The organism is Streptococcus gingivalis (assembly GCF_035544715.1).
GTDB classification, from domain to species: Bacteria; Bacillota; Bacilli; order Lactobacillales; family Streptococcaceae; genus Streptococcus; species Streptococcus gingivalis.
Genome location: NZ_JAYKTO010000001.1, coordinates 1,245,922 through 1,261,367 on the forward strand (window position 1 = coordinate 1,245,922; position 15,446 = coordinate 1,261,367).

The following is a 15,446-nucleotide window of genomic DNA, read 5'->3' on the forward strand; positions in this document are numbered from 1 at the left end:
TAATAAGGGGTATTTATTTTCGGAGGTTTTTATGTCATTTCTATCAAAAAATTGGGCAGGACTGTTAGCCTGTCTGATCATTTCTATCATCTCTTGGGTTTTAGGAGGCTTTCTGCCTGTTGTGGGAGCACCTGTTTTCGCCATTTTTATCGGAATGATTCTCTACCCCTTTCTCACTCCCTATAAACAACTGGATGCTGGTTTGACTTATAGCTCCAAAAAATTGCTTCAGTATGCTGTTATCTTACTTGGTTTTGGACTCAATATCTCTCAAGTTTTCGCAGTTGGAAAATCTTCCCTTCCTGTCATCCTTTCGACTATTTCTATCGCTTTAATTATTGCTTTCTTTTTCCAACGATTTTTTAACATGGATACAAAGCTAGCTACCTTGATTGGGGTAGGCTCTTCTATCTGTGGCGGTTCTGCCATTGCAGCGACTGCTCCTGTTATTCACGCCAAGGAAAAAGAAGTAGCCCAAGCCATTTCTGTTATCTTTTTCTTCAATGTCTTGGCAGCTCTTATCTTTCCAACTCTAGGTTCTTGGCTCCATCTCTCCAACGAAGGTTTTGCTCTCTTTGCGGGTACTGCGGTCAACGATACTTCCTCTGTAACAGCCACAGCTAGCGCCTGGGATAGTCTGTATCATACCAATACTCTAGAATCTGCAACCATTGTCAAACTGACTCGTACCTTAGCTATTATCCCTATTACTCTCTTCCTCTCCTATTGGCAAAGCCGTCAACAAGACAACAACCAAGGAGTAAAGCTTAAAAAAATCTTCCCCGTTTTCATTCTCTACTTCATCCTAGCTTCTCTGCTAACTACCGTCCTTACTTCTTTTGGTGTTAGCAATAGCTTCTTTTCACCTCTCAAACAGCTCTCCAAATTCCTCATCATCATGGCTATGAGTGCTATTGGTCTCAAAACTAACCTCGTTGCTATGATCAAATCCAGTGGAAAATCCATTCTTCTTGGAGCCCTTTGCTGGATTGCTATCATCCTGACTAGTCTTGGCATGCAATTACTCATCGGTATTTTCTAAGAAAAAAGGGAGCCTAAAGGCTACCTCAGAACGTAGACAGACGTCATTTTTGGCGTTTGTCTTTTTGTATGTTCAAAGATATTTTGTCTTATCATCTACTATTCCATCCAAAAATCTGATTTAAAGCAAAATAAAAAGGGATATTCCCTATCCATTTCGATAATTTTTTCATTAATTTGTTTTTCCATTTTATCCTCCGATTAGTCTCGCACTGATATTTATTGATAACAACACTATATTTCTAGTATAGCATAATCATTAGATATTATAGGTTTTCAAACCAAATGAGAGTCATTCGTTTTTGCCCCATTTTTAAATCATGACATTGGAAATACCTAAAAGTACTTCCCTAAAATCACTTATATTTCAATATTTTTAATTACTCTCAATATGAAAATCCTTTCCAAATCCATGCAGGGGGCATCTAAATCAACAGGAAAAAGCCTTTATTTATAAGGCTTTTTTGCTTGTCTATAACTGATTTGCCCCATCATTTGCCCCACATTTTTTTTATGAGCAATCTTTCCAGACATCTCTGATTACGAAAAACAAAAAAGCTATCCTACCTTTGCAAATTTGGATAAGATAGCAGAATATTTTAATGCAACTCCAACCCAACTATTTGGAACTAGTAAAGAGATTGAGTTAGAAAAGAGTGTTCTTGAATCTAATGAATACTCTGATAAAGTAAGTGAGATTTTAAAAGCTGTCAAATACATCGAAGATTTTCTAGAAACTGATGGACAGTACTTAGAGGATTTACTTTACTTAACAAGAGGCAACCAACTATACACAGAAGATGGAGATGAGTTGTATATTGATCCAACTTCTCAGAAAAGAACACTTCATAACCAATATGAACCTGGTTTTATTGAAGCAAGGGATAAATCTCCACTAGAACTCTTAATTGAAAATAAGGAATTGTTTGATAAATAGAAAAAGCGAGGATAACCTCGCTTCAGATTGAAGTTAAAATCTTTAGAAGACACTTTTATAAGGACTTTGTCTTCAATCTGTGAAAAGGAGTGAAAACTCCTTTTCTTTTTGTAAGTCAGACTGAAACTTCCAAATTGTTTATTTATTTTATTGACATTTTCTATAAAAATAAGTATAATAGTTTTATTAGAAAACTATACTATATAGGGGGTATTGAAATGAAATTTTCTAATCGTTTACTGCTATTCCTTGCAGGAGTTGTTTTTGTCCTTTTAGGACTTTTCCTATTTACAAACCCAGTAGCTAATCTTGTTGCTTACAGCTGGTGGATTTCATTTGGTTTACTGGTTTCTTCTATAGCAGCTATTTTAGGCTATTTCTCTGCACCAAAAGAGCTTCGCTCACCTGTTTATCTTTTCCAAGGATTTGTTAGTCTTCTCTTAGCTCTTTACCTCGTTGCTTATGGCTTTGTGACCCTGCCGGTCGTCATTCCGACCATTGTAGGAATTTGGTTAATTGTAGAAGCCATTATTGCTTTCTTTAAAGGCAATCGTCTAAGATTGAATTTCCCTATTATTGGTAGCAATATCACGTGGGTAGCCTTGCTTGAATTTTTACTAGGTCTAGTGATTCTGTTCAATCCAGTGGCTACAGGTGTCTTTGTCGTTTATGTCATTGCCTTTTCAGTTTTAGTTACTGGCTTCACCTACATTATTGAGGCCTTTCGTAAATAGTCTAGTTGCTATTTCTATCGCATTCAAAAAAGCTGGGAAATCATATTCTCAGCTTTTTTGTCTCTTTAATTATCACTTTTTCGCATTCCATTCTACGTAGAAATTTGTTTTTCCATTTTATTCTCCAATTTGATCTCGCACTGACATTTATTTATAACAACACTATATATCTAGTATAGCATAATCATTAGGTATTATAGGTTTTCAAACCAAATAGGAAACCTATATGAGTCATTCGTTATTTTTGCCCCATTTTTAAATCCTGACATTGAAAATACCTAAAAGTATTTCCCTAAAATCAGCTATATTTCAACATTTTTGTTTATTTTCAATATGAAAAGTTCTTACAAATTCATGCAGGGGGCATCCAATAAATCAACAGGAAGCCTGATATATCAGGCTTTTTTGTTTGTCATTTTGTTTTTTGTACCAAAATTTGTACCAAAAAATTTTACATTAACAAAATAAGCGAGTCTCATCCAAAGACTCACTATTTATCTAACACTCGTTTTCATCGAAAAAACCACCGCGAGGGTGGTTCTTTTTTATCAATCGTCAAACACTCCGCCTGTGAGTTGGTACATGAGGTAAATGTGCTCCAGGACTTTAACTTTATCCATATGATCCACATCTTTAAAGCCTCCTAATGCTAGGAGCGGGACAAAACCGAAACATTGGTTATAAGACAGAGCACCATGTTTTGACACAGCTTGTCTGTATAAATCAAGTTCAAATTTTTTTGTAATATATTCGTTATCTAAATATTGAACGAATAAATCCATCCCCTTACAAATAATATCCAAATCCTGAATATTATATTGGACAATTCCCACATAGGCGTTCTTTTCCCAAGTAACAATATCTCCAAACGCTGTTACGAACATAGGAAAAGCGACATCTCCTCTGAAATAACTATCTTGGAGAAGCTCAAGATAATCATCTGGATTGATGACTTTTAGATAACCATCTAAAAAGGTTCCCAAGCCATCTTCCTGCCAAATCTGTAACAACTCAGCAGGGACTTGGTCCTTGTATTTTTCAATAACTTCTTGGGGCATATCTGCCACTTTGATAAAGTTTTCTAGCATGTTTTCCTCCGATTTGATTTTTAGCATCATTTCTCTACAACCATAGTATACCATAAACCATATGTACCAACATTTGTTAAACAACAAGAAAACCACCGCGTAGGTGGTTTATTCTTTAGATATAACTATTTGCCATTATGCTCTCTTTGGAAGGCTTTCATAGCCTTGAACTGTTCTAGTTCTTTTTCATTAGCTGGTTGCTTTCCGAGATATTTATATTCAAAAAAGTCCATTTGTTGACCTGAACTATAATCACTTTCATTCCAAGGTGCATAGTCAAATTCAGCAGATAATTTCGTGCCAATTACTTTTATAGTACAAGAAGTCCACAAAGGTTGGCCTTCTTTCTCAAAAATTTCTCTCAACTCCCAAGCTAATCTAAAGGTGCGTCTTTCTTGATTCCGAAATTCTAAATTAGGAATACCATACCGCTTTGGAATATATAGATTGTAGATATACTCATTTTTCCCCTCTTCATTAAAGAAATAATATACCTCTCCTCCATCAAAAGCTAAACTTATGTTAATAAAAAGATTATCCCATGCTACTGGTATTGTCTCATTAACACTCTGTGCAATCTCACGAATTTTTTCATTAATTTGTTTTTCCATTTTATCCTCCGATTTGTTCTCACGCCGACATTTATTTATAACAACACTATATATCTAGTATGGCATAATCATTAGGTATTATAGGTTTTCAAACCAAATGTGAGTCATTCGTTTTTGCCCCACTTTTGCCCCATTTTTAAATCCTGACATTGAAAACACCTAAAAGTATTTCCCTAAAATCAGCTATATTTCAACATTTTTGTTTATTTTCAATATGAAAAGTTCTTACAAATTCATGTCGTTATCCTGAGAATAGTTAGAATAAATTAAAATAAGGTCTTTATCTAACACGAAAGCCACATATGTTTATTTTTCATTAACTTGTGTAATGAAAAATAACTGAAAATCTTTTGCATCTTTCTGAGTCGGAAAGTCAATTATAATATTGTCCAACGCAGTACCAAACCACCTATTTGCCGACCTTTTTCTATTGCTTTTACAGATAGGAGTATTCTTCCCTTAGCCAGCCAACGGTTTATCGACTTCATCCTTGCTAATAAACACCTGCTCTGTTAAGACGGGACACTCTTATCCCAAAAAAGTTCCAAAGTCTCACCTGACTCTGGAACTTTTTGATTTCTACACTTATTGTTTGGCTTCCTGTTTTAATTGTTGCACCTGTTCCTCGTACTGGACAAGCTCCTTGTCTTTTATATTGATAGTCGCTTCTGCTTCAGCAATGCGGCTTCTCAGATCTTGAGTCTTGCTATGGTGATAGCTAATACCAATAACACTACCAGCAATGATTCCGATTACTAGACAAGTAAAAATCACCAAAATCAAGGAAGCAGATAGTTGTGTAAAGACAAGACTGACAGTTACTGTTTGACGATTGAGCAGACCAAAGCAGATCACAATGACTAATAAGATCAAACCGCCAATTAGATAAGCCTTATCTTTCAGTGACAATTCATTAAATTTTTTTAGCATAAGTTCCTTTTCTCCTGACTATGTTGATAGAAAACTACACAACATTTAGATATTAACCGAAGCCATTCTACCAGAAAAATTCGATACTGTCAATAATTATTTGATTAACACTCCGTAACTCTACTTGAGTATTTACACATAATTATTGACAGTATCCCGATTTGATCTCGCACTGACATTTATTTATAACAACACTATATATCTAGTATAGCATAATCATTAGGTATTATAGGTTTTCAAACCAAATAGGAAACCTATATGAGTCATTCGTTATTTTTGCCCCACTTTTGCCCCATTTTTAAATCCTGACATTGAAAATACCTAAAAGTATTTCCCTAAAATCAGCTATATTTCAACATTTTTGTTTATTTTCAATATGAAAAGTTCTTACAAATTCATGCAGGGGGCACATCTAAATCAACAGAAATAAGCCTTGAAACCAAGGCTTTTTTTAACGTCTAATAGCTTTTTGTAGAAAAGTATTTAAAAATAAAAGAGAAGAGAATCTCTCACTCTCTTCTCAGTATATCTTATTAAATTTAGTTTTGCTTAATCTACCTGATTTTCCTTTGCAACGACAAATTCTTTAACCAGTCGATAGATAACAGCAAATACGGGGGTAAAGAATATCATCCCAAGTAAGCCAAAGAGATTGCCTCCAATACTAGCAGCCGCAAGCGTGAAAATAGCTGGTAAACCAATAGACTGACCTACAACTTTTGGATAAATAAGGTTTCCTTCAATCAGCTGTATAACTTGATATAGAAGAAGAGAAAGTAAGGCTTGAGTAGGACTCACTGTGAAGATAAAAATCGCTCCCACAACACAAGCAATCATAGGCCCTACATAAGGAATGAACGATAGCACTCCTGCAAATATACCTGTCATTACTCCATAGGGTATCCCAAACAGGCTGTAACCAACCGCTATCATAACTCCTATGATAACTGCTTCAATCAGCTGACTCATCAAAAATTGGTCATAAGTCTCTAGTGCTACTTGTCCAATGTAAGTCAACTTTATCACCACCTTCTCTGGAAGAAAAACTTTTAGAAGTCGACTCGTCATCGCTGCCAAATGTTCCTTACTGGATAAAAATAAAAAGGTGAAGACTATAATCAAAAAGGCATTCATCAAACTTGAAAAAATATTGCCGATATTACTAGTCAGACCTGATAAAAAACCTATCAAAGCTTGGCTAATAGAACTAGATTGTCCCTGTATGCCTGATACGATAGTTGACAACATGTCTTTGGTTACAAATTCCGAGCTGCCTAGCAATTTCCCAAGTTGAGTAAGGACTGTTGAAAGGACTGTTCCCAGCTGACTAATAGTCTGAGCTAGGGTTGGCAGCACCAAAACCAAAAGAGCAATCACGATTAAGATAAGAGCTAGGAAAACAAGTACCATGGCAATCGGACGACGCAACTCTGCCTTTACCTTCAATTTAACTAAGTACTGTTCAATTTTTTTCATAGGAACATTAAGCACAAAAGCAATAACAGCACCATAAATCAAGGTTGATGTTACATCAAAGAGAGAGATTGCTCCTGATATAAAGCTCGATGCATTCAGAATTACAAGAGCAACCAGCCCTATAAAAAGGATTAACGGGGTATATTTTTTAACTAAGTTCATAAATTCTCCTTAATAAACATGTTTAGATACGACTATACTATTTGGTTTTTCAAACTCTCGATCAAGGTAGGCTTGGTAAGTTCCTGGAGCGATAAATCCTTTTGGTGAGAGGATATCTGTTCCAGCTTGACCGACTATGGTATCAGCCAAGAGCACACAGTTTGTGGACAAGACAAAGTAGGATTTAAACTTAGATTTGATAAATTTATAAAGTTCCCCATCCGTCTCATGTCTGATTTTATAAGCGTAGGTGTAGTCTTCCTTACCATCTTCCGTTTTAATTTTATCTGCGCTTGGCTCCCAAGGAATCGTTAGTTGTTTTAATTCAGCTAATTTTTCCTGAACCGCTTCTTCCATTTCCGGTGTCAAATCTATTCCGTAACCAAATAGCGTTTTTTGACTCTCCCGTTTACATAAGTCAATGTACTTATCACGGTCACAGAAATATAAGACACCATCTCCTACCATACCAAATAAGGTCTCAGATGACGGATCATAGTTGCCATAAGAAATAACACGGCCCTGATAGCAGATATCCACATGACCAATAGCTGAAAACAGGGAGGTCTCAGCTGTATGAACAAAAATTTCTAGCTCTGCTGTCTTACCAGACTTCACTATTCCAAGATGGATATCTTCTTCCTCATCAGCATTTTCCAGCATAAATTTGTTAATTTTTGCTAAAGTTCTTGCAGGGATGAGAGCGGCTAGGACAATAGGTAAGCTAATTCTAATGCGACGTTTGAGATGGTTTTTCCCAATTTCCCCTTCAAATAAGAAACCGTCACGGATATTGGACAGACCATAAAGGAAAAAATAAGCCCCTAAAACAAAGAGTTGAAAGACAGAATTTCCCGTAGAGGACAAAAGACTAGCTCCACCAAGAAAAACTAGTAGAATACCATCTAGTAAGAGACGAAAACGAGGTCGAATATTATTTTTACGGTAGAGAACATAGGTGACAAGATTAATCGTGGCCCTAAAAATCTGATAAACTCCAATCACAAGAGCCAGAACATAAATCGGTATATCAGTCGCAAGATTAGAACCTAGCAAATATCCCAGCACTAACAATTTAACCAGTGCAACTCCCAAGGTATCCGTTGACTGGCTTTTTTTGAAAACTCTTAATAGCAAATCTACGACCGTTGCTATCCAAGCTAAAAACAGAACCAGGCGAATAACTGTTACTGGCAACCAAGTCCCCGTGACCATCAAGATGAGACCTAGCAGAACAAACAAGAACCCCTGAGCAAGTAATTTCTTACCTGTCAGACCTAAAGATAGAATTTTCGCCATATAAAAACCTTTCAACAATAAAAATTAAACACTCCGATTAAACTGACTAGTAAATAGCCAACACTACAAACAGCCTGTGCCAGCAACATATGGTGACTAGAAATGACTGTAATAATGTCACCATCTTGTCTTATGCACTTCTAAAATTTGTTATATTGATTAGAAACCAGAGCTTATAAAAACTAGCTAAACTCGAGAGATAGACACAATTGCGACGAAAAAATGTATAACCAATTCAACTTGTTAAGGTAAGAAAGCATTATTTCCAATCTATTAATTATTCATCTATTACCTATTGTGACACAATATTCCCTATAGTTCAACTTTTTACTTGTTTTTATATTACACGGACTAAAAAGTTTTCAACAGTTGATTGCATTTGTTTTAATAAGTTTTAACCTTTCTTGGTTAGATAAAAAAAGAACCATACAGTTTAGAATCTGTATGGTTTTTGCCCCACTTTTGTCCCATTTTTAAATCATGACATTGAAAATACCTAAAAGTACCTTCCGAAAATCATCTATATTTCAATATTTTTGATTACTTTCAATATGAAAATTTCATACAAATTCATGTAGGGGGCATCTACATACAACAGGAAAAGCCTTGGAATCAAGGCTTTTTTGTGTAGTCTTAGCACTAAAAAACGATAGAAAAAACACCCCTTCTGAACTGCACCCCAAAAGTTAGACAGAAAAAACCTAACTTTTGTGGCGCAGTTCATTCGCGCCACATAAAGTTATTTAAGCATCTCCTTTTCTCTCATTACCATTTTATAGTATAATAAATTGTACTTCTAAAATAGAAAGGTCTTAAGATGACAACTCTTATTAAACATAAACGTGTAGAATTTTCAGAACTTTTTTATGACTTAGTTTTTGTTTTTGCAATTTCAAAAGTAACTACTTTAATCGACCATCTTCATAACGGTATTTTGACTTGGAATTCTTTCCTTGATTTTTTCATTGCTATTTTGTTTCTCATCGATTCCTGGATGATTCAAACCGATTATACCAATCGCTATGGAAAGAACTCTTTATTTAACATGGTAATCATGTTTATCAAAATGGGACTTTTACTCTTTATAGCCAATATAATTGGACCTGATTGGCAACAATATTTTCATTATCTCTGTTGGGCTATTGGTACATTAACCTTTACCTTATTTTTACAATATTTGGTTGAATTTTTTAGAAAATCAACCGATAATGCTAATCGGGAAAGTATCAAAGGTTTTCTATGGATAACAGGGCTAGGAAGTTTAGGAGTCTATTTAGCAGCTCTTCTTCCTCTTCCTATTTACGTTAGAGTCTATATCTTCTTTGCTAGTATTCTGCTAACGTTTATTATGCCAATTATCTTGCTTAGTAAAGATAAGCATTACCAGGTAAATCTCCCCCATTTAATCGAGCGCATCTCCCTTCTTGTCATTATTACGTTTGGAGAGATGATTATGGAGCTAGCTAACTTCTTTACAATCGAGAATTTCTCGATTTATTCGGTTCTTTATTTCATTATTATGCTTTCTCTGTTCTTGTTTTATTTTGGTCAATTCGACCATGCTATTGATGAAAAATCTGATCAAAAGGGACTATTTCTAATTTACAGTCACTATCCTATTTTCATTGGACTTATGATGATGACTGTATCGATTGGCTTTCTTCAGAATCCTGAAGTTAATCGTCTCTTTGCAACCAGCTTCTCTTATATCGGATTTGGCCTCTTTCAAGCTGCTGTCCTAGTAAATGGGCCCTATAACAAACACTATCTTCGCTATTCGAAAAGTTACTACTGTGTCCAAGCGACACTCTATCTGGCTGCCTTGATTCTCTCTTTAATCTTTGCTTCTAATCCTATAATAGTAGTGAGTATAACAACCATTTTAGCTCTAGCTATAGCCACTCATTTTATTTATTTTTATGTGACACAGAATAAAAAATATTCCAAATCTAACTGGGGGTTCTTTTAATGAGTTTATAACATAAAAAAAGCTTTGGGAACCAAGGCTTTTTTTTCATTAATTTGTTTTTCCATTTTATCCTCCGATTTGAACTCGCACTGACATTTATTTATAACAACACTATATATCTAGTATGGTATAATCATTAGGTATTATAGGTTTTCAAACAAAATACGAGTCATTCGTTTTTGCCCCACTTTTGCCCCATTTTGAAATATTTACATTGAAAATACCTAAAAGTATTTCCCTAAAATCAGCTATATTTCAACATTTTTGTTTATTTTCAATATGAAAAGTTCTTACAAATCCATGCAGGGGGCATCTAAATCAACAGGAAAAAGCCTTGAAAACCAAGGCTTTTTTGCTTGTCTCAAAAGTATTTGGCTCATATTTTTATATACTATAATGTAGCGTACGAAGTTAGAACATCCTGCATCATTGTTATTCCATATAAAATAAAAAAGCACCTTTGAACCCTAGCAAACATTTGACAGCTCTTCACCGAATCCGCTATGATAAGGGTACTTGAAATTCCAAGTTTTCGTTGCATCTTAAATGTAAGGAGTCCAAAATGAAAATCTATTATTCAAAATATATCGGATATGGCTCTCTGGCTTTTGCTTGTGCGCTCTTTGTCCACTTAGCTTTTTTATCGGTCCTAGGTTTTGAGGGTTTTCCAAAAATCACTTTTATCACTCTCATTCAAATCCTTTTATTTTTGATTGCGATCTATGCAACCATTGCTGGGATCAAAAGGCTGACCAGTCGTCAGATCGCCTTTGAGCTGACTTCTGATGGGATCTATGCTTATCAAGGAGTGATTCTGACAAAAGACATCTTTATTCCCAAGGAAGATTTGGTGAGTGCAGCCTATAAAGTGGCTGACGTTAGTGACCCCGATCACCAAAATAGTAAGAGTTATTTTATCGAATTTCAGCTGAGGGAAAATACTGCACTAGAAAATCTCTCAAAATCCAATACGATCATTAACACAGAGCACCATACCGTAAAACTCTTCGTCAATTTTTGTAAATTTAAGGAAGAAGATTGGCAAAACCTATCCAAGTACTTGACGAACGAATATCAAATAACCGTTTTGTAGCAAAGAAAAAGAGGCTGGGACAAAAGTCCTAGCCTCTCAATTATCTTTGGATTGTCGAGCAAGACGCAGTGGTTGAGTGGGCTCTACTACGCTGATTTCATCAGCTTTTACAGCCCTACTCAACTGTGCGGAGGTGGGACGACGAAATCGAATTCTAACGAATTACCGATTTCTGTCTCACTCTCTTTTTTATCTGTTCTTAATTCCCCATTTTCCCTTTGGGTACAAGCAGATAGAAAAATAGCAAATTCAATCCAAATACGGCAACAAAGAGCGCTAATTGGGTGGCATCAATCGTTTGTTTCTCCGTCAAATCTTGGATCAGCTTTGTATAATAATAGCCTGGGAATACCCATTGTAGCTTGCCAACCAAGTCCATAAATCCTCCACTTGCGCCAAGCGTATCAAAGGGAATAATGGTCATGGCTGCTAAAATAATAACTGGAAAGCCAATGGTATCAATCGTCTTGGCATCTACTTTCACCCCAAGTACAAAACCAATCACACTAAAGTAGATCCCCATCAAGGATAAGAGGAAAAATTGTACCAACAGGCTAGTCGTCACTGGAAAGTGAAAACCTAGGACAGCAACTACTAGCACCGCTAAAAAGATCAAGCTGTTCAGAATCAGTTGTACGATGCTTTGATCCCATAAATAGTTCTTGACACTATAGCTTGTAAAGCGGGATTCAAAAGAATAAAACCCGATATCTGAGGCGATTCGCTTACTAAAAGTTGCAAGGCTATTGCCAATGACCCCGATAAATACGGCAATGCCTAATAAAATACTTGGTGAAATCCCTTTTTGAAGCTGATAAAAGAAGATATACCAGCCTATGGGTAAAATAATGGTGAATAATACGAAGCGCTTATTTCGTAAAACTTGTTTTAATTGAATCTTTTTCATGCTTGTTCCCTTCCTTTATTCATCTCTTCTCGGAAATACTGCTCAATGGTTTGACCAGCCTGGTGAATGTCCTCAACAGCCTTTGTTGCAGCAATTCGACCCTCTTTTAAAATCAGGACTTTTGTAAAAAAGGCATCAATTTGGTTAAAATCATGGGTCACCACAACAGATGTAAACTCTTGCTGCTCCAGCAATTTCCAAAAATTATCCACTGCTTCCAAGTCCATGCCTGTCGTCGGCTCATCTAAAAAAATCAACTTTGGATGATTCAAAATAGTTAACAGCAAGGACAAGCGTCTCTTTTGACCACCGGAAAGACTTCCCACCATCTGCTCTCTTGATTCTCTTAATTCGACCATTTCTAAGAGTCCATTGATATCAGCCTGCTTCAACTGATTCATCCGGCTTTTTAATTCGACGAATTCAGCAACGGTTAGATCCTCGATGAGCAGATCCCCCTGTGGCATCATCCCAATTTCCCTTTGAAAATCAAGCGAAGTCTTTATCGTCCCCGAATCGGCCTGGAGCTGCCCAGCAATAATGTTGAACAGGGTGCTTTTACCTGCTCCATTGTTTCCCAGCAAGGCAATTTTGTCTCCTTCTTCTATCGAAAAAGATACCCCCTTTAATACAGCTTTCTCCTTAAATGATTTTGTAATAGATGCTAACTGAAACATATGATCTCTCTTTTCTTATTGATCTTGTGTCCATTATACTTCAAGGAGAAAACCTTGGAGGCTCTCTGTCAGAATCGGTCAAAAAATCGTCGTGAATGGTCAAAAAAGAGGCTGGGACAAAAGTCCTAGCCTCTCAATTATTTTTGGATTGTCGAGCAAGACGCAGTGGTTGAGTGGGCTCTACTTCGCTGATTTCATCAGCTTTTACAGCCCTACTCAACTGTGCGGAGGTGGGACGACGAAATCGAATTCTAACGAATGACCGATTTCTGTCCCACTCTCTCTTCCATTATTCCTTCCAAAAGGTCAGGCTCTGGGTAAATCGGTAGTTTGAACTCTTGGTAGACACTGTCGTTTTGGGATACTTTTCCAGTAATTGTTGGATCTTGTACAAGCCAAGACCGCGGCCATCTCCTTTACTTGAGAAGTCCTTTTCAAAAATTCTCGCCAGATCTATTTTTTCAGCTTTTGTACTATTTTCAACTATTAAGATGAGGGAGTTTTCCTCCTGGAGCATGGCAAGAGTCAGCTGTGGGTCATCTGATTCAAGACTCGCTTCAATAGCATTGTCACAAAGGATGGATAAGAAGGTGATGAAATCTAAAACCTCGATGAATAAATCACGAACAGGTTCATCGATCTCGACAGAGATCCCAATCCCTTTATTTTGAGCTTCCAACAATTTTGCGGACAGAACACTTTTTACAGCTGGATTTTCGATGTGACTGAGTTTGGCAATATCAAACTTGCTATCGTAAAATTGTTGGCCACTCTCTCGAAGAACATTCTCATAAACTTCCCTGATCGCATTGAGATCTTCATGCTCAATACTTAACTTGAGACTGGTTAAAATATTCAGGTAATCATGACGAAAGGCACGAATCTCCCCATAGAGCATTTCGACGTGTTGACTATAGGTGGCTAACTCCTGCAGTTGCCTATCTTTTTGCTCTAGAATCTCTTGTTTCAATCGTTCTTTGGACACTGCATTGAAATACAAGAGCATCATAAAAAATAAGATCAAATAAATACTATTTAACTGTTCCCGTAAAGCATCTGCATGCGGAATAGCATCCTCAAAAACCACCAGACCTACAACACTGACTAAATACACAAACATAGAAAGATCCATTGGGAGTAAGAAACGATTAAAATACTGCCGTTGAAACCCTACTTTTAAATCCGTAAAATCTAGTTTTAACAATTTAGTAAGCCCTAAATAGACAGGAAAGACCAGCAATTCAAGTAGAGCATCATACCAGCTGACAGATGCCTCATGAACAAGTACAATCCCGAGCATTGGAAAGACATAAAATGCTAAGAGACGCGCAATGAGACTCTCCATGACAACCGGGTAGAGCCCGTAAAAAATATTCAACAGGTGTCGTATGTTACGATTTCGATAGAAACTATAGGCAATAAATACTAAGAAATAGCCAAAAAAGCCTACCGGTGGCACAAGGGTAAAGACGACTGCAAAGAAGAAAGGGCACAAAAAGAGCCAGCGCCAAGCGAACTCTTGTCTACTGATATGACGATAGATCAGCATGCTGACGAAGAACTTTAGGTAAGACATTAGAATATCTAACAGCAATTCTTTCTCCCTTCTATTTTTTCAAAGCTTCCAGTAAGCCTCTGTACTTGGTCCGTGAGATCAAGCAATTGTCCCCATTTTCAAAAAAAGCTTTCTTGGCTTCTTTATCAATCTTCGTAATATTTTGCGGATTCACCACAAAGGAGCGGTGGCACCGATACAAGCGGGGATCTGCTTTTTCGATATCGGCAATACTAGCGTAAAATTCCAAGCGCTCTTCCTGGGTGTGTAAAATGACCTTGTGAATGGTTGGAGACGTTTCAACATACAAAATCTTATTAAAAGGAACTTGTACACGCGCCATCGCACTCTCAAACGTAAAGGCATCTTGCGCAATCGTGGTCCCAGCTTGCTCCAAGGTATAATCGATGGCTGAGCTGATTCTCTCTTTGAACTCTTCCTCACCCAGCGTTTTATCGATAAAATCCAAGGCAGCCACTTTGTACTGAAAGGTAATGGGCATAAATTCAGAGTGAGTGGTGACAAAGACAATGGTCGCATGGGGATCTTTCTTACGAATCTCTTTTGCGATCTCCAGCCCCTTTTTCTCCTCACCTTTAATCTCGATATCTAAAAAGAATAGGTGATGGGCGCCTCTCTCTGTGATAGCATCCAGCAACTGGCTTGACTTCCCAAACACTTCTGGCGCTTTGCATTGCAAGAATTTTTGACGGATGAGATCCTGCAAGACCGCTTCGATACGCGATTGTTGGATCCATTCATCTTCTAACACAAAAATCTTCAACAAAGTCCTCACTCCTTCCCCTCTACGAATATGTTCTATTTTACCATAAATGATGCCTGCTGAGCCACTCTTTCAAAAGAGACTTAATAGCCCTTCTACCTTTTCTCCTTAACAAAAAAACTCTCCCGGAGGAATCCGGAAGAGCTTGCGCAAGGGGAATTTGAAAAATATTTTTTAATATGA

The 15,446-nt window shown here is 36.8% G+C and carries 14 protein-coding genes; 5 read left to right on the forward strand and 9 right to left on the reverse strand.

Features of this window, described 5'->3' with window-relative positions; translation table 11 throughout:
• Window positions 1-31: 31 nt before the first annotated feature.
• From SM122_RS06120 to SM122_RS06130, 3 genes are all read left to right on the forward strand, one after another.
• Complete coding sequence (locus tag SM122_RS06120; protein ID WP_031576934.1) at window positions 32-1,042, forward strand: YeiH family protein; 1,011 nt, start codon at window positions 32-34, stop codon at window positions 1,040-1,042.
• 519 nt (window positions 1,043-1,561) lie between these two features.
• Window positions 1,562-1,978, forward strand: coding sequence for a helix-turn-helix domain-containing protein (locus tag SM122_RS06125; protein ID WP_225305933.1), 417 nt, complete (start codon window positions 1,562-1,564; stop codon window positions 1,976-1,978).
• Window positions 1,979-2,196: 218 nt separating this feature from the next.
• Window positions 2,197-2,712 carry an HdeD family acid-resistance protein gene (locus SM122_RS06130; protein WP_042361342.1) on the forward strand — a complete coding sequence of 172 codons (516 nt, stop codon included), beginning with the start codon at window positions 2,197-2,199 and terminating at the stop codon, window positions 2,710-2,712.
• 548 nt (window positions 2,713-3,260) lie between these two features.
• Here the strand turns inward: SM122_RS06130 and SM122_RS06135 are convergent.
• From SM122_RS06135 to SM122_RS06155, 5 genes are all read right to left on the reverse strand, one after another.
• Window positions 3,261-3,800, reverse strand: coding sequence for a T6SS immunity protein Tdi1 domain-containing protein (locus SM122_RS06135; RefSeq protein WP_009732101.1), 540 nt, complete (start codon window positions 3,798-3,800; stop codon window positions 3,261-3,263).
• Between the two features lie 125 nt (window positions 3,801-3,925).
• Complete coding sequence (locus tag SM122_RS06140; protein WP_009732100.1) at window positions 3,926-4,411, reverse strand: immunity protein YezG family protein; 486 nt, start codon at window positions 4,409-4,411, stop codon at window positions 3,926-3,928.
• Window positions 4,412-4,996: 585 nt separating this feature from the next.
• A complete protein-coding gene (locus SM122_RS06145; RefSeq protein ID WP_004250751.1) occupies window positions 4,997-5,341 on the reverse strand; it encodes a lipopolysaccharide assembly protein LapA domain-containing protein in 345 nt (114 codons plus the stop codon).
• Between the two features lie 549 nt (window positions 5,342-5,890).
• On the reverse strand, window positions 5,891-6,979 hold the full coding sequence (locus SM122_RS06150) for an AI-2E family transporter (protein WP_006150832.1): 1,089 nt from the start codon (window positions 6,977-6,979) through the stop codon (window positions 5,891-5,893).
• Window positions 6,980-6,988: 9 nt separating this feature from the next.
• Window positions 6,989-8,278 (reverse strand): DUF308 domain-containing protein, encoded by a 1,290-nt coding sequence (locus tag SM122_RS06155; protein ID WP_125330279.1) that lies wholly within the window; start codon window positions 8,276-8,278, stop codon window positions 6,989-6,991.
• A gap of 817 nt (window positions 8,279-9,095) precedes the next feature.
• On the opposite strand from SM122_RS06155, the gene SM122_RS06160 reads away from it, so the two are divergent.
• Both SM122_RS06160 and SM122_RS06165 read left to right on the forward strand, forming a co-directional pair.
• Window positions 9,096-10,247, forward strand: a complete 1,152-nt coding sequence (locus tag SM122_RS06160; RefSeq protein WP_324737887.1) for a low temperature requirement protein A — start codon at window positions 9,096-9,098, stop codon at window positions 10,245-10,247.
• Window positions 10,248-10,809: 562 nt separating this feature from the next.
• Window positions 10,810-11,340, forward strand: a complete 531-nt coding sequence (locus tag SM122_RS06165; protein ID WP_129824460.1) for a hypothetical protein — start codon at window positions 10,810-10,812, stop codon at window positions 11,338-11,340.
• A 199-nt stretch (window positions 11,341-11,539) separates the two neighbouring features.
• Here the strand turns inward: SM122_RS06165 and SM122_RS06170 are convergent, their stop codons facing one another.
• The 4 genes from SM122_RS06170 to SM122_RS06185 all read right to left on the reverse strand — a co-directional run bounded on the left by SM122_RS06170 (window position 11,540) and on the right by SM122_RS06185 (window position 15,266).
• Window positions 11,540-12,247: an ABC transporter gene (locus tag SM122_RS06170; RefSeq protein WP_324737888.1), complete on the reverse strand. Its 708-nt coding sequence runs from the start codon at window positions 12,245-12,247 to the stop codon at window positions 11,540-11,542.
• The gene (locus tag SM122_RS06175; RefSeq protein WP_009732098.1) at window positions 12,244-12,924 is read right to left on the reverse strand and encodes an ABC transporter ATP-binding protein; all 681 of its coding nucleotides are present in this window, start codon (window positions 12,922-12,924) and stop codon (window positions 12,244-12,246) included. The genes SM122_RS06170 and SM122_RS06175 overlap by 4 nt, the downstream gene beginning before the upstream one ends.
• 289 nt (window positions 12,925-13,213) lie before the next feature.
• Window positions 13,214-14,500 carry a sensor histidine kinase gene (locus SM122_RS06180; protein WP_324737889.1) on the reverse strand — a complete coding sequence of 429 codons (1,287 nt, stop codon included), beginning with the start codon at window positions 14,498-14,500 and terminating at the stop codon, window positions 13,214-13,216.
• A 31-nt stretch (window positions 14,501-14,531) separates the two neighbouring features.
• Complete coding sequence (locus SM122_RS06185) at window positions 14,532-15,266, reverse strand: response regulator transcription factor (RefSeq protein ID WP_037608250.1); 735 nt, start codon at window positions 15,264-15,266, stop codon at window positions 14,532-14,534.
• Window positions 15,267-15,446 lie beyond the last annotated feature (180 nt).

Bases quoted from the DNA above. Each gene is read 5' to 3' on its own strand.
- SM122_RS06120 (WP_031576934.1), top strand. From the start codon at position 32: ATGTCATTTCTATCAAAAAATTGGGCAGGACTGTTAGCCTGTCTGATC.
- SM122_RS06130 (WP_042361342.1), top strand. From the start codon at position 2,197: ATGAAATTTTCTAATCGTTTACTGCTATTCCTTGCAGGAGTTGTTTTT.
- SM122_RS06135 (WP_009732101.1), bottom strand. From the start codon at position 3,800: ATGCTAGAAAACTTTATCAAAGTGGCAGATATGCCCCAAGAAGTTATT.
- SM122_RS06140 (WP_009732100.1), bottom strand. From the start codon at position 4,411: ATGGAAAAACAAATTAATGAAAAAATTCGTGAGATTGCACAGAGTGTT.
- SM122_RS06145 (WP_004250751.1), bottom strand. From the start codon at position 5,341: ATGCTAAAAAAATTTAATGAATTGTCACTGAAAGATAAGGCTTATCTA.
- SM122_RS06150 (WP_006150832.1), bottom strand. From the start codon at position 6,979: ATGAACTTAGTTAAAAAATATACCCCGTTAATCCTTTTTATAGGGCTG.
- SM122_RS06155 (WP_125330279.1), bottom strand. From the start codon at position 8,278: ATGGCGAAAATTCTATCTTTAGGTCTGACAGGTAAGAAATTACTTGCT.
- SM122_RS06160 (WP_324737887.1), top strand. From the start codon at position 9,096: ATGACAACTCTTATTAAACATAAACGTGTAGAATTTTCAGAACTTTTT.
- SM122_RS06165 (WP_129824460.1), top strand. From the start codon at position 10,810: ATGAAAATCTATTATTCAAAATATATCGGATATGGCTCTCTGGCTTTT.
- SM122_RS06170 (WP_324737888.1), bottom strand. From the start codon at position 12,247: ATGAAAAAGATTCAATTAAAACAAGTTTTACGAAATAAGCGCTTCGTA.
- SM122_RS06175 (WP_009732098.1), bottom strand. From the start codon at position 12,924: ATGTTTCAGTTAGCATCTATTACAAAATCATTTAAGGAGAAAGCTGTA.
- SM122_RS06180 (WP_324737889.1), bottom strand. From the start codon at position 14,500: ATGTCTTACCTAAAGTTCTTCGTCAGCATGCTGATCTATCGTCATATC.